Source organism: Mycobacterium sp. (assembly GCF_044342925.1).
In the GTDB taxonomy this organism is placed as follows: domain Bacteria; phylum Actinomycetota; class Actinomycetes; order Mycobacteriales; family Mycobacteriaceae; genus Mycobacterium.
The window spans coordinates 1-12,806 of record NZ_JBIIOV010000098.1 but is presented as its reverse complement, the minus strand read 5'-3'; the positions used below and the strand labels follow the sequence as shown (position 1 = coordinate 12,806).

Below are 12,806 nucleotides of genomic sequence, written 5' to 3'. Positions count from 1 at the left end.
GAGCTAGATCCGACCTCAGCGGCTTAACCGCGATGTTCGCCAAAATTCTCGACGTCGATCCCGCATACGATTTCTGAGCACCGGCCAGTTGGCACTAGGAGAACGTTGCGGGGTGACGGGGTTCGATCGCGCGACCAAGCCGTTATGGGGCCCGCGGTCCGGGCAGATCGCTCTTCTTCCGGCGATCGCCCGCCGAGACCGAATAGATCGGCTCTACAGGAGCCTTCCGTGGACATAAACGATGAATAAACGATGACCCAGCCGCCGAATTTCGAAAAAATGCCCTCTGACGTGGGGCGGGCGGGGCTCGAACCCGCGACCAGCGGATTATGAGTCCGCGGCTCTAACCGACTGAGCTACCGCCCCGTGGTCCGGAATTTACCCGGCGCGACACGAGCCTAGCGTTGCGCACCCTCAGCGCGGTTGTCAGTCCGGTAGCCGGCCCGGGGCGGTCAACAGCGGAACATGACTGCCGTTGAGGAAGTCGACGGCTTCACTGCACCCCTGGATGAAGGTGCCGTAGTCATAGTTCGGCTCAATGCGTGTCTGCTCGGACTCTTGGTGCAGTCGGTCGCAGATGCCGAGTGCCGTGCCTCCCTCAGCGTCTACCTGGTCAAGGACCCACTCTCCGCCCCTGTCGATCACCGCGTCGTAGCCGGCGGTAAATCCTGAGGTGGGGTAAAGCCGAACCATCAAGGAGGCGGCCAGAATGACCCCGATGGACGCAATCAGAGCCACGGCGGCCCGTCGGCGATTGAATTCCGGCGGATCTTCCAGCGCTTGCAGGTCTACCAGACCGCGATCCATTCTTCCCTCGTCCCTCCGAAACCCGATGCCTCTGACATCTGTGTCATACCCATCGGAGGTGGCGGCTATCTATGGGAATGCCATGGATTCGGAATCACGGCAAGAGGGGCGTCCGGTCACCTACTGCGCCTGGCTCACCGAGGACATGTGGAAATCGGGGATGCGCAGGGTCGGCATCACCGCGCGGGTAGCCCAGTCGCTCCACTCACGCGGCAGCGTCTGCTCGGCGACACCGGCCTCGCTCGCTCGCCGCAGCAGGTCCAGCGGGCTTTCGTTGAACCGGAAGTTGTTGACCGCGGCGGTGATCTCGCCGTCCTCGATGAGGTACACCCCGTCGCGGGTAAGCCCGGTCAGCAGCAGCGTGGTGGGATCGACGGTCCGGATGTACCAGAGCGTTGTGAGCAGCAGTCCGCGTTCGGTGCCGGCCACCATGTCGGCGAGATCCTTTGTGCCGCCGGTCATCAGGAGGTTGTCTGCGGGGACGGCCACCTGGGTTCCGAACTCGGCGGCCGCGGCCCGCGGGTAAACCAGTGCGGAGATGGTGCCGTCGCGGATCCAGTCCACCCGGCCGACGTCGATGCCGTTGTCGAACACCGACAACCGCTCCGAACCCGACGGGGTATGCACAAACGGTGCGCACCCCAGCCCCGGGGCCGACGGGTCGGAATACATGGTCAGCGGCAGGTCGGTGAGCTTCTCCCCCACCCTCGTCCCACCGCCGGGCGCCGACAACGCCGTGCGGCCCTCCTGAGCGCCGCGGCCGTCCATCGACCAGCCCAGATAGATCATCATGTCGGCCACCGTCGACGGCGGCATCAACGTCTCGTAGCGCCCGGCGGGCAACTCGACGGTGCGCTTGGCCCAGTCCAGCCGCATGGCCAGGTCGGCGAGCATCCCGTCGACCGGGACGTCGGCGAACCACGGCGTGCTGATCCCGGCCCAGGCGCTGGCCGTACCGCGCTTGGCGTTGATCTCCACCGACCCGGTCGGCTGGGTGAACCGCCGGCGCACGCCGGTCGAGGTGGCCAGGAACGTCGTCTCCACGATGTGGTGGGCGAAGCCGTACAGCCGGTCGCTGCGGCCGAATCCCGCCGACAGCGCGCGGGCCACTTCGGCGAACGACCCGGCCCCGGTGCCCGGCACCGGGTCGTCCCAGTCGGCGGGTTCGCCAGCCCCGGTGAGCAGCGGTGCGGCGTCACGCGCCTCGGGTGCGGTGTGGGCGGCCTTGTCGGCGGCGGCCACCAGATCGTCGATGGCGCCAGGATCGACGACGCTGGAGCGTACCGACCCGACACGGGCCGTATCCCCTGCCCGCACAATGGAAATCACTGCGGTCGTCCGGCTGGTGGCCACGCCGTTGGTCGTCATCGAGTTGCCGGCCCAGCGCAGCGAAGCCTCGGAACGGTCGGTGACGATGACGATCGTCTCATCGCAGCGGTTGGTGCGCGCCGCCGATTGCAGTACGAGTTCGATTGCGTCCTGGGCCCTGATCATCGGCCGGCTCCCCACTTGGCCTCTTCGCTGGCGCTCATCGGCCGGCTCCCCACTTGGCCTCTTCGCTGGCGCTCATCGGCCGGCTCCCCACTTGGCCTCTTCGCTGGCGCTCATCGGCCGGACTCCTCAACGGTATTCAGCACATTCACGCCGCGGAACAACGCCGACGGACACCCGTGGCTCACCGCCGCGACCTGACCGGGCTGGGCTTTGCCGCAGTTGAACGCCCCGCCGAGCCGCCACGTCGACGGACCGCCCACGGCTTCCATCGAGTTCCAGAAGTCGGTGGTGACGGCCTGGTAGGCGACATCGCGCACCTGGCCCTCCAACCGGCCGTCGCGAATACGGTAGAACCGCTGACCGGTGAACTGAAAGTTGTAGCGCTGCATATCGATCGACCAACTCTTGTCGCCCACGATGTAGATCCCGTTGTCCACCCTCGCGATCAAGTCCGCGGTACTCAGGTCCTCGGTGCCCGGTTGCAGCGACACATTGGGCATCCGCTGGATCGGCACATGATGAGCCGAATCGGCATACGAGCACCCGCTGGAGCGGTCCAGGCCCAGCTTGCGGGCGAACACCCGGTCGGTCTGATAGCCGACGAAGATGCCGTCGCGCACCAGATCCCAGCGCTGCGCGGCCACCCCCTCGGCGTCGTAACCGATGGTGGCCAGACCATGGTCGACGGTGCGGTCGGCGGTCACGTTCATCACCGGGGAGCCGTAGCGCATCCGGTTGAGCTTGTCCGGGGTGGCGAACGACGTTCCGGCGTAGGCGGCTTCGTACCCGATGGCGCGGTCGTACTCGGTGGCATGCCCGATGGACTCGTGGATGGTCAGCCACAGGTTGGTCGGGTCGATCACCAGGTCCGTCGGCCCGGCCACCACGCTGGGCGACTTGGTCTTCTCGGCCAGCAGCACCGGCAGCTCGGCCAGTTCGGCGGTCCAGTTCCAGACGTCGTCTCCCGCCACGGCCTCCCACCCGCGCCCGGTGGGCGGGGCCAGGGTGCGCATCGACTCGAAGGTTCCGGAGGAAGGATCGACGGCGACGGCGTCCAGTGCCGGCATGGTGCGCACCCGCTGCTGGGTGATCGACGATCCGAACGTGTCGGCGTAGAACGTCTGTTCCTTGACCGACATGACCGTCGCCGACACGTGATTCACCCCGTCGGCGGCCAGCAGCCGGCCGGAGTACTCCGTCAGCAATTCCACCTTGTCGGCGGTCGGAATGGAGAACGGGTCGACGCGGTAGTCCGAGACCCAGCTGACGTCGCGGTACACCGGCTCGTCGGCCAGCTCGACGCGGTCAGCGTTGAGCGCGGCCAGGGTGACGGCCACCCCGACGGCGTGCCGGGCGGCCTCGGCGGCGATGTCCGGGGTGAGACCGGCGTGCGAGGCGAAGCCCCAGGTGCCGTCGACGATCACCCGCACCGCCAGACCGATGTCGCGGTCGAGCACCGCCGACTCCAACTCGCCGTCGCGCATCTGGACCATCTCGGTGCTGATCGAATTCACCCGCAGGTCGGCGTAGCTGGCGCCGGCGGCGGTGGCCGCCGACAGCGCGGCATCGGCCAGCCGGTGACGCGGAAGGGCGAGGAAGTCGTCGTCAACACCGCGAGAACTCACCGATCCACCGTAGCCCGGCGGATCGCTGACTAAGCTGACCCATCGGTGAAGTCCTTTAGGCAGAGGTTCCGTCTCCGCCGGCTCACATGGGTCGGACTGATGATCGCCGCCGTCGGCTGCGCACCCCTGCTCGCCGTCATCACCCCGAATCCCAACCCGGTGGGCTTGGGAATTCTCGCGGCCTGCACGTTCTGGCCGGGAATCGCGCTGGCGGTAGCCGGTGCGGTGTGGTCGGCGGTCGACGTCCGTCGCCAGCGATCGGGCAGCGGGGTGTAGACAGCATGGGTCCGGCGCTCTCGGTGGGTCTTCAGATCGGAACGCAGCCGCCGTTGGCGTCGACCAAGGTCTTCGTCGCCGCCGCACGCGCGATGCGCCTGGACTCGGTCATGCTCATCGATCACTTCCAGAACGTCTTTCCGCAAAACATGTGGGACGCGGACCTGACCTGGTTGGCCTCCCAACGGCCCAGTCCGCATGAGCTTTTCGACTACCAGGTGCTGATGGGTTATCTCGCCCCCCGGGTGGGCCGGATGCGGTTGGGGGTTGGGGTCACCGAATCGGTACGCCGGCATCCCGTGCTCATCGCCCAGGCGATGATGACGGCGGCGCACCTGACCAAACGCGCACCCATCCTCGGCATCGGCGCCGGGGAACAGATGAACATCGAGCCCTACGGCCTTACCGTCGAGCAGCCGGTGGCCCGCCTGGAGGAAGCGCTCCAGATCATCCGGCTGTGCCTGTCCTCGCTCGGGCCGATCTCATTCTCCGGCAGCCACTTTCAGCTCGACCGGGCGACGATGGACCTCAAGGCTCCGCCGGGCCGGGTACCGGAGATCTGGGTCGGCGGAGACGGACCCCGGATGCTGCGGTTGACCGGTCGCTACGGCGACGGGTGGTACCCGGCCTCGGTGAGTTCGCCGGCGCAGTATGCCGATAAGTTGGCGACGGTGCGGCAGACTGCCTCGGCGGCCGGGCGCGATCCGGCCGGCATCACCCCGGCCCTGCATCGGTTCGTGGTGTTCGGCAGCTCTGAACGTGAGGCCCGAGACATGTTGAAGACAAAGGCGATCCGTCTCCTGGGTCTCGGGGCGCCAGCCGAGGTATGGCGACGCGCCGGTGCCACGCATCCTCTCGGCGAGAACTTCAACGCGATGGTCGACTTCGTTCCCGACCGGCATGATCGCCGTGTCATCGAAGAGGCGATCGCCGCGGTCCCGGACGCGGTGATGACGGACGGTTCACTGCTGTGGGGAACGCCCGACCTGGTGGCGGCCACCCTGCGCGAGTACGCCGACGCGGGAATGCGCCACGTCGTCCTTGCGCCGGTGTCCGGTCTAGTCTCGAAGAAGGCCGCGTTGTACGGCCTATGGGCGGTGGCGCAGGTGGCCCGCACCCTGCGTCGACCGTGAGAGGTTACTGCGGAGGCCGCACATGCGCGTAGATCTCATAGGCCGCATGAAACCGGGCACCCGTGACGAGGATCGCGACCTCGCGAAGCTCGGGCGGCAGGGTTGGCGACAGCGACAGCGCTTTCGTCAGATCCCAGATCGGGCCGCCTTCAGCCGCGCCGGTGGTACTGAAGTCGATCGCATGAACATTGCCTTCCCAGCATTGAGGGCGGCCCGCCACCACCGAGCGGAGCCGACGTCGCAACAGTAGCCCCGCGGGCCAAGCCTGGGTGGCCGCCTAACCCCCGACGAACCCCTTAACTTCCATCACGATCGCGATGACACACAACGTGCCGACGATGCCCAGCGCGATCCAGTCCAGCCGCCGGGGCCGCGACGGCGCCGCGGAAATCTGGCCGGTGCCGCCGCGGGCGGTGATCGCGTCACCCATCTCGTCGGCCCGGCGCAGCGCCACGGTCACCCCGGCGGCGAGCATGTCCACCAGGTCGGCCAGCCGGCGGCGCCGCGCGCTGCCGTCGGGCATCAGCGGTCGTGGCCGCAGCCGCCGGGCGGCGTAGAGCAACCGGAACTCGTCGAGCAGCATGGGGAACGCCCGCAGCGCCAACGCCAGCGCGACCGCCCAGTCGTCGACCGGAATCCGCAGCCACTTCAGCGGACGCCCCAGGGTGGAGATCGCTGGTGCCACGTCGGCGACGTTGGTGGTCCACGACACCATCGCGCCCAGCACCAGCAGCACGATCGACAACGCGGTGAACCGCAGGAACTTCAGCAGCCCGCCGACCGCAATGTCATACGACCACAGATGCAGGACTGGGTCGCCGCCGCCCATCGCCGCGGTCACCGCCCCGAACAGCAGCAGGATCCACAGCCAGCGCGGCAGCGACGGCACCACACCGCGCGGGATGCGCGCCAGGCGCAGCGCGACGATCACCAGCAGCGCCATCAGACCGATCGCGATCCAGCCGGGGTAGAACGACAGCAGCAGCGAAACGACAAAGACCACAATGATTTTGGTGCCGGCCCAGAGCCGGTGGATCACCGACGTGCCGGGCACCGGGCGCAGCAGCACCACCGGGCGGCGCTGTGCCGTCATGACCCTCCCCCGACCAGCACGCCGCGGTCCAGGTGCAGGGTGCGCGGGCACAGCTCTTCCAGGCCGGCGAAGTCGTGCGAGATGACGATGACGGTCAGTCCGGTGTTGAGGCGCAGGTCGGTCAGCAGCCGCAGCAGGCCGCGCTGGCTGGCGGCGTCCAGCCCGGCCAGCGGCTCGTCGAGGATGAGGGCCTGCGGCCAGCGGGCCAGCAGCCCGGCGATGACGACCCGACGCATCTGGCCGCCGCTGAGCTGGTCGACGCGGCGCTGGGCCAGCGATCCGTCCAGCCCGACGGTGGCCAGGGCGGAGACCACCCGACCGGTGTCGTACGGGGAAAAGCCTGCCGCGGAGGCGACTTCGAGATCGACCCGGCTGCGCAGCAGTTGCAGGCGCGCGGCCTGGAAAGCGATGGCGACATCGCCTACGGACTCGTCCGCGGGCCGGCCCCGCACCAGACACTCACCGGACGTGGGAGCGGTGAGCCCGGCCATGATCCACGCCAGCGTCGACTTGCCGGAACCGTTGCCGCCGTGGATCAGCACGCCGTCGCCCTCGTTGACGGTGAAGCTGATGTCGCTCAGCGCGGTCTTGGCCCACGGCGTGCCGGCGGCGTAGGTGTGGCTGACGCCGTCCAGTTGGAGCACGGGCTTGCCGCTGTGCGGTGGCGGGGCGACGGAGGCGGCCGGTGCGGCGGCGTGGCCGACCATCACCATGTTGTCTTGGGAGTCGCTGAGATTGACCGTGCGGTCGGCAATCCCAGCCTCGTTGTTGTAGTGGGTGATATGCACCAGCGCCATCCGGTGCCGCTCGGTCAGCCCGGACAGCACGTCCAGCAGCCCGTCGCGGCCGCGCTGGTCGACCATGCTGGTGATCTCGTCGGCGATCAGCAGGCCGGGCTGGCGGGCCAGCGCCGCCGCCACCGCCAGCCGCTGCAGTTCGCCGCCGGACAGCCCGCCGGTGTCGCGCTCCTCCATGCCGGTCAACCCGACCTCGTCGAGCAGCCTGCCGACGTCGGTGCTGGTGCCCGGCGGCAGCCCCCAGACGACGTCGTCGGCCACCCGGGTGCCCAGCACCTGGCTCTCCGGGTGCTGCATGACGACGGCGGTGCCGCCCAGTTGCCCGAGGCCGACCCCGCCGGGCCGCTCGATGCTGCCGGAGGTCGGCGTGCGCCCGCACAGCAGCAGCATCAGGGTGGTCTTGCCGGAGCCGTTGGCTCCCGTCACGGCGATGTGATCACCGGCGTCGACGGCCATGGTCACCGGCCGCAGCGCGTCGTGGTCGGCGCCCGGGTAGCGGAACCGGGCGTCGGTCAGCCGGACCGGCACCGGGGCAGGCGGACCGCCGTCGGCGGGGGCCTCGAGTTTGTGGACATCCGGGATTTCGCGCAGCCGTTCCAGCACCCGGCCCAGCGCCCACCAGCCGACCAGCGAGACCACCACCATGGTGAAGATCGCGTAGACCATGATCAGCACCGGCCAGTACTGCACCGCGGTGGTGAACATCGCCCGGGTCTGCTCGACGGACTGCTGGAACACCTCCCCGACGCCGGGCAGATCGGACATGAAGTTCAGAACGCCATCGACGTTGGCGGTGAACGCTTCGATCACCAGCGTGCGCAACCGGACGAGGACCAGCAGGATGCCGATGATCGCCAGGCCGTTGACCACCCCGGCGACGATGGACACCGCGACCAAGGTGGGCGCGCCGCGGCGGCGGCGCTTGAGGATGCCGGTGGCACCGCCGACGTAGGCGCAGTTCAGCACCACCATGAAGCCGCTGATCCCGGAGATCAGGAAGGTGATGGTGGCGGCCGCGAACGCCGCCGCCAGCAGCACCCGCAGCCGGTAGCGGTAGCCCAGCAGACCCATCGGGACGGCGACCAGCAGGGAAACCGCGCCGGCGAAGGGCACCACCACCGACACGATGGCCAGCGCCGCGCTCAGCGCGCCCATGACCGCGGCCTGCGCCATCTCGACCGGAGTCAACGACTTCGGCGGCCTGGGGAGGGACGTCGAACCCGTGGGCTGCTGCGCCGGCGCCTCGGGCCGGGTCGACGTCATCGCTCGATTCTGCCAGTCGTTCTCGCCGCCGCGGTGTTCCGACCTGCCGCAGGCCGTGTGGAACACCGCCGACGACTGACCGGCGTCACATCCAGACCAGAGCCTTGTCGCTCTCCCGCGGCTTGGCCAGCGGGTGCCCCGCGCCCAGCAGGTTGCGGGTGATGGTGCCGCAGATGCGGTACATCGAAATGTCGAAGACGCTGTTGTTCATCGGATTCTCGATGAAGTGGCCGAGCCGCTCGGCGACGATGAACGTTGCCATCAGCAGCGCCCCGATCGCGACGCTGCCGGCATGGTGATCTGCGCCGTCGAGGCGGTTGAACGCCGTCGATGACGCCGTCCGCTGGCGGGATGCGACGCAACTCGGCGGCCAGCTGCCAGCAGTACCGCACCTGCCGCCGGCGCATCCGTTCGAGGATCTGCGCCACCTCAGGCGACCCGGAGTCCACCGACGTGTGCCGGCGGGCGGTAAATGACGTTTCCGAAGGACGGCAAAGGACTAAGATAGGAGTATGGAAAACACTGCGGAGCAGCCGATGAACACTGCGGAGCAGCCGATGAACACTGCGGAGCACCTGCGCAACACTGCGGAGCATCTGCGCAACGCCCTGGACGGGCGCTGGCGCGACGTCCGCAACGCTATGCGCGCCGAACTGTCGGCGGAGTTGTTCCGGCCGCATTACTCGCCCAACACCGTTATCGCCCGCAGCCGGGTGAACGAGCAATTGGCGATCATCGCAGCCGCCGGCGCCGCCGGGGACGGGTTCCGCAAGGAGCACGGCGGGCACGGCGATGTCGCCGCCGCCGTCATCCGTATCGAGATGCTGGCCATGTCCGACCTGTCGCTGATGGTCAAAGCCGGGGTGCAGTGGGGCCTGTTCGGCGGCGCGATCGCCAATCTCGGCACCGACCGCCACCACGACGCCTACATCCGGCGGATCATCGACCTGGACCTGCTGGGCTGTTTCGCCATGACTGAGACCGGGCACGGCAGCGACGTGCAGCAGCTGGAGACCACCGCCACCTACGACCCGGCGACGCAGGAGTTCGTCATCTGCTCGCCGACCCCGTCGTCGCGCAAGGACTACATCGGCGGGGCAGCCCAAAGCGCAAGGGTGGCAGCGGTGTTCGCCCAGCTGATCACCCAGGACCAGTGCCACGGCGTGCATTGCTTCGTGGTACCGATCCGCGACTCCAGCGGCAACGACCTGCCGGGCATCACCACCTCGGACTGCGACTACAAAGGCGGCCTGCCCGGCGTCGACAATGGCCGGATCCTGTTCGACAACGTCCGCGTACCGCGGGAGAATCTGCTGAACCGCTACGGCGACGTCGCCGCCGACGGCGCCTACTCCTCACCGATCGAGAACCAGAGCCGGCGGTTCTTCACGATGCTGGGCACCCTGGTCCGCGGCCGGGTCACCGTCGGCGGCAGCGCGGCGGCGGCGAGCTGGGTGGCGCTGGACATCGCCGTGCGGTATGCCCTGCAGCGCAGGCAGTTCAACGCACCTGGCGACGAGTTCGAGGTGGTGATCATGGACTACCTTGCCCACCAACGGCGACTGCTGCCGTTGGTAGCACGCTCCTACGCTCTGGCGTTCGCCCAGAATCAACTGCTGGCCACCCTGCACGATCTGCAGAGCATCGACGACGCCGATCCCGAAGACCAGCGCGAACTGGAGTCCCGGGCCGCCGGGCTGAAAGCCGCCAACACCTGGCATGCCAGCACCGCCATCCAGGAGGCCCGGGAGGCCTGCGGCGGCGCCGGGTACCTGGCCGAGAACCGGCTGATCCAGCTGCGCGCCGACACCGACGTGTTCACCACCTTCGAGGGTGACAACACCGTGCTGTGCCAGCTGGTCGCCAAGAATCTGCTGACCGCCTACGCCGACGACATCAAAGGCATGAGTCCGGTCGACTGGGTGCGGTTCGCCGCCAATTACGCCAGCGACCGAGTGCTGAAAAGGACTGCGGCAGAAACGATCATGCAGACCATCCTCGATACCCGCCAGGACAACGAGGAGGAGGGCAGCCTGTTCAACCGCGGCACCCAGGTGGCGATGTTCGAGGACCGCGAGAAGTATCTGCTGTCATCGGTGGCCCGCCGACTGCAGCGCCGGTCCAAGGAGATGCCGCCGTTCGAGGCGTTCAACAGCGTGCAGGACCATGTGCTGCACACCGCCCGCGCCCATATCGACCGGGTGGTGCTGGAGGCCTTCGTCGCCGGCATCGACGCCTGCGAGGACGACGGGAAGGACGACAGCGCCCGCCGAGTCCTGGAGATGCTGTGCGACCTCTACGCCTTGTCGGTCATCGAGGACGACAAGGCGTGGTTCATCGAGCACCGGCTCCTGTCGACCGAGCGCGCCAAGGCGGTGACCCGCGGCATCAACGAACGCTGCCGCAGCCTGCGTCCGCATGCACAGGACCTCATCGACGGATTCGGGGTTCCCGAGCAGCTGCGCGACGCCGAGATGTTGCATCCTGAACGCCTGGCCGCGGAGTACGCCGAAGCGATGTCAGCCCGGCCGGAGTGACTGTCTGCTCCCCCGGATGGACTCGAACCATCAACCGCCCGATTAACAGTCGGGAGCTCTGCCAATTGAGCTACAGGGGACCGTGCCCGCCGCTGGACGGCGAACCGGGGACAAACTCTAGCGCACCCAGGGCGGCCCGCGTCAAAGCCCGTCGGCGTCAGGCAGGATAATGGGGCAGCACAGCTGACTGGAGGGAAGCGCAGTGATCGGGTTTGTGGCCACCCTGGCGGCCGGCTACGTATTGGGCACCAAGGCCGGGCGGGATCGTTACGAGCAGATCGTGAACACCTACAAGGCTGTCAGCGGCCACCCGGCGACTAAGTCGATGATCGACGCGGGTCGACGCAAGATCGCCGACCGGGTTTCCCCGGACCCGAAGTTCGTCCAGCTCAACGAGGTGGAGATCGACGCCGCGACCACGGTGATCGAGCCGCAGAGCCGCCGGCCGCAATAGGGCCAGGGGCGCGTTCAGCCGCCGATCGGCTTGGTGATGGTCGTACCGGGCATCAGCGGGCCGGTGGACATGCCCGGGATGTTGTTGCCGTAGCCCGGCCCCCACACACCCCAGGACGGCGTGCCGATGTAGGTCGGGGTGCCGTTGGAGTAGCCCAGGCAGATGCCGTCACCACGCGACCCGTACCAGGCCAGGCAGTCGCCGGTCGCCGAGGCGGTCGCGGCAGAGCCGAGCGCGGCGACTGCGGAACCGGTCAGCGCGGCCGCCGCCAGCGCGCCGGCCGCGACGACGCGCCGGACCGTGTTGGTAGCCATACTGACCTTTCGCCGCAACCAGCCAATTTGTTAACAGTACCGCAGTGTCGGGGCGCCGGAACTGGCGAAGCAAACCCGGCCTCCGACAGGTAAAGTCACGGCTGTCGGGGGATCTTGGTCGCCGTGATGGGAGTACGCGTTGGTCTACGTTGGTTCCGCGGTCCGGAGTCGGCAGATCATCGCGGCCGCTCGCGCCGTGCTGTTACGAGAAGGCGTCGGCGGCATGACCGTTCGCGCGGTGGCCCAGGAGGCCGGCATCCCGCTGGGCACGCTGCAGTACGTGTTTCCGAACAAACAACTGCTGTTGCGAGCGGTGATCGAGGAATATGTCGAGGAGATCGCGGAACTGCTGAAGGCCTCCTCCGAGGTCGACGCGGGGCTGGAACACGCCATCACACAAGGCGTCTGGACCTTCTGGAACGACTTGGTGGTGGCAGAGGTGCCGATGCAACTGCTCCAGTACGAACTAACGGTGCACGCACTGCGCACCCCGGGGCTGGAGGACCTGGCCCGCTGGCAGTACGAGCGGTACACCGATGTCGTCGTCGGCTGGCTCGAGGAATCCTCTCGGCGAGCAGGTGAAGTGAGTCCCGTCGACTACCGGCGACTCGCTCGATTACTCGTCGCCGGAATCGACGGGCTGATTCTGCAATTCGTCGTCCACCCCGGCACCCACCGCGGCCGGGACGATGTCGAGGAGCTGATCGCGATGATCATCGCCCACGCCCGCGTGCGTCCCGCCGCCGGCGCCTGAAATCTGCGAACCCTCAATCTGAACCAATCGCCAGACGAAACAGCCTGCGCTGTGATCAACTCGGTCGTCTGTATGACTTAGTCGAGAATGGGAGCAATCATGGACCACGTTGATGTCGTTATCGTGGGCGCTGGGCTGTCGGGCCTCAGCGCCGCCCGCACCCTCACCCGGGCGGGACGGAAAGTCGCGGTGCTGGAGGCGCGCAATCGTGTCGCCGGGCGCAATCTCGGTGGCGTTTTCAGCAACGGCGTGCCCATCG

At 67.9% G+C, this 12,806-nt stretch carries 14 protein-coding genes and 2 tRNA genes; 6 read left to right on the top strand and 10 right to left on the bottom strand.

Going from position 1 to position 12,806, the window contains the following annotated elements; all coding sequences use genetic code 11:
• Window positions 1-292: 292 nt before the first annotated feature.
• The 4 genes from ADBZ6I_RS11365 to ADBZ6I_RS11350 all read right to left on the bottom strand — a co-directional run bounded on the left by ADBZ6I_RS11365 (window position 293) and on the right by ADBZ6I_RS11350 (window position 3,926).
• Window positions 293-366: transfer RNA gene (locus ADBZ6I_RS11365), tRNA-Ile, on the bottom strand.
• A gap of 60 nt (window positions 367-426) precedes the next feature.
• Window positions 427-807, bottom strand: coding sequence for a hypothetical protein (locus ADBZ6I_RS11360; protein WP_526383835.1), 381 nt, complete (start codon window positions 805-807; stop codon window positions 427-429).
• A 120-nt stretch (window positions 808-927) separates the two neighbouring features.
• Window positions 928-2,301 carry a metallopeptidase TldD-related protein gene (locus ADBZ6I_RS11355; RefSeq protein WP_526383833.1) on the bottom strand — a complete coding sequence of 458 codons (1,374 nt, stop codon included), beginning with the start codon at window positions 2,299-2,301 and terminating at the stop codon, window positions 928-930.
• A gap of 110 nt (window positions 2,302-2,411) precedes the next feature.
• A complete protein-coding gene (locus tag ADBZ6I_RS11350) occupies window positions 2,412-3,926 on the bottom strand; it encodes a metallopeptidase TldD-related protein (protein ID WP_526383831.1) in 1,515 nt (504 codons plus the stop codon).
• 99 nt (window positions 3,927-4,025) lie between these two features.
• Between ADBZ6I_RS11350 and ADBZ6I_RS11345 the strand changes: the two genes are divergently transcribed.
• On the top strand, window positions 4,026-4,202 hold the full coding sequence (locus ADBZ6I_RS11345) for a hypothetical protein (protein WP_526383829.1): 177 nt from the start codon (window positions 4,026-4,028) through the stop codon (window positions 4,200-4,202).
• A 5-nt stretch (window positions 4,203-4,207) separates the two neighbouring features.
• A complete protein-coding gene (locus tag ADBZ6I_RS11340; protein ID WP_526383827.1) occupies window positions 4,208-5,335 on the top strand; it encodes an LLM class flavin-dependent oxidoreductase in 1,128 nt (375 codons plus the stop codon).
• Window positions 5,336-5,339: 4 nt separating this feature from the next.
• Here ADBZ6I_RS11340 and ADBZ6I_RS11335 read toward each other — a convergent pair whose 3' ends face one another.
• The 4 genes from ADBZ6I_RS11335 to ADBZ6I_RS11320 form a co-directional block, all read right to left on the bottom strand.
• Entirely contained in the window at window positions 5,340-5,558 is a 219-nt protein-coding gene (locus ADBZ6I_RS11335; RefSeq protein ID WP_526383825.1) for a hypothetical protein, read from the bottom strand.
• A gap of 54 nt (window positions 5,559-5,612) precedes the next feature.
• On the bottom strand, window positions 5,613-6,428 hold the full coding sequence (locus ADBZ6I_RS11330) for an energy-coupling factor transporter transmembrane component T family protein (protein ID WP_526383823.1): 816 nt from the start codon (window positions 6,426-6,428) through the stop codon (window positions 5,613-5,615).
• Window positions 6,425-8,488 carry a DUF2232 domain-containing protein gene (locus ADBZ6I_RS11325; protein ID WP_526383821.1) on the bottom strand — a complete coding sequence of 688 codons (2,064 nt, stop codon included), beginning with the start codon at window positions 8,486-8,488 and terminating at the stop codon, window positions 6,425-6,427. The genes ADBZ6I_RS11330 and ADBZ6I_RS11325 overlap by 4 nt, the downstream gene beginning before the upstream one ends.
• Window positions 8,489-8,573: 85 nt before the next feature.
• Window positions 8,574-8,750: a hypothetical protein gene (locus ADBZ6I_RS11320; RefSeq protein WP_526383819.1), complete on the bottom strand. Its 177-nt coding sequence runs from the start codon at window positions 8,748-8,750 to the stop codon at window positions 8,574-8,576.
• Window positions 8,751-9,063: 313 nt separating this feature from the next.
• Here ADBZ6I_RS11320 and ADBZ6I_RS11315 point away from each other — a divergent pair, with 313 nt between their 5' ends.
• Window positions 9,064-11,025, top strand: coding sequence for an acyl-CoA dehydrogenase family protein (locus ADBZ6I_RS11315; RefSeq protein WP_526383839.1), 1,962 nt, complete (start codon window positions 9,064-9,066; stop codon window positions 11,023-11,025).
• A gap of 7 nt (window positions 11,026-11,032) precedes the next feature.
• On the opposite strand, the gene ADBZ6I_RS11310 is transcribed toward ADBZ6I_RS11315, so the two are convergent.
• Window positions 11,033-11,105: transfer RNA gene (locus ADBZ6I_RS11310), tRNA-Asn, on the bottom strand.
• 122 nt (window positions 11,106-11,227) lie between these two features.
• Between ADBZ6I_RS11310 and ADBZ6I_RS11305 the strand changes: the two genes are divergently transcribed.
• The gene (locus ADBZ6I_RS11305; protein WP_526383817.1) at window positions 11,228-11,479 is read left to right on the top strand and encodes a hypothetical protein; all 252 of its coding nucleotides are present in this window, start codon (window positions 11,228-11,230) and stop codon (window positions 11,477-11,479) included.
• A 14-nt stretch (window positions 11,480-11,493) separates the two neighbouring features.
• On the opposite strand, the gene ADBZ6I_RS11300 is transcribed toward ADBZ6I_RS11305, so the two are convergent.
• Window positions 11,494-11,793, bottom strand: coding sequence for a DUF7155 family protein (locus ADBZ6I_RS11300; RefSeq protein ID WP_526383815.1), 300 nt, complete (start codon window positions 11,791-11,793; stop codon window positions 11,494-11,496).
• 139 nt (window positions 11,794-11,932) lie between these two features.
• Between ADBZ6I_RS11300 and ADBZ6I_RS11295 the strand changes: the two genes are divergently transcribed.
• Together ADBZ6I_RS11295 and ADBZ6I_RS11290 are read left to right on the top strand one after the other, a co-directional pair.
• On the top strand, window positions 11,933-12,547 hold the full coding sequence (locus tag ADBZ6I_RS11295; protein ID WP_526383813.1) for a TetR/AcrR family transcriptional regulator: 615 nt from the start codon (window positions 11,933-11,935) through the stop codon (window positions 12,545-12,547).
• A 99-nt stretch (window positions 12,548-12,646) separates the two neighbouring features.
• The coding region (locus ADBZ6I_RS11290; protein WP_526383837.1) for an FAD-dependent oxidoreductase at window positions 12,647-12,806 on the top strand (160 nt) is incomplete at its 3' end.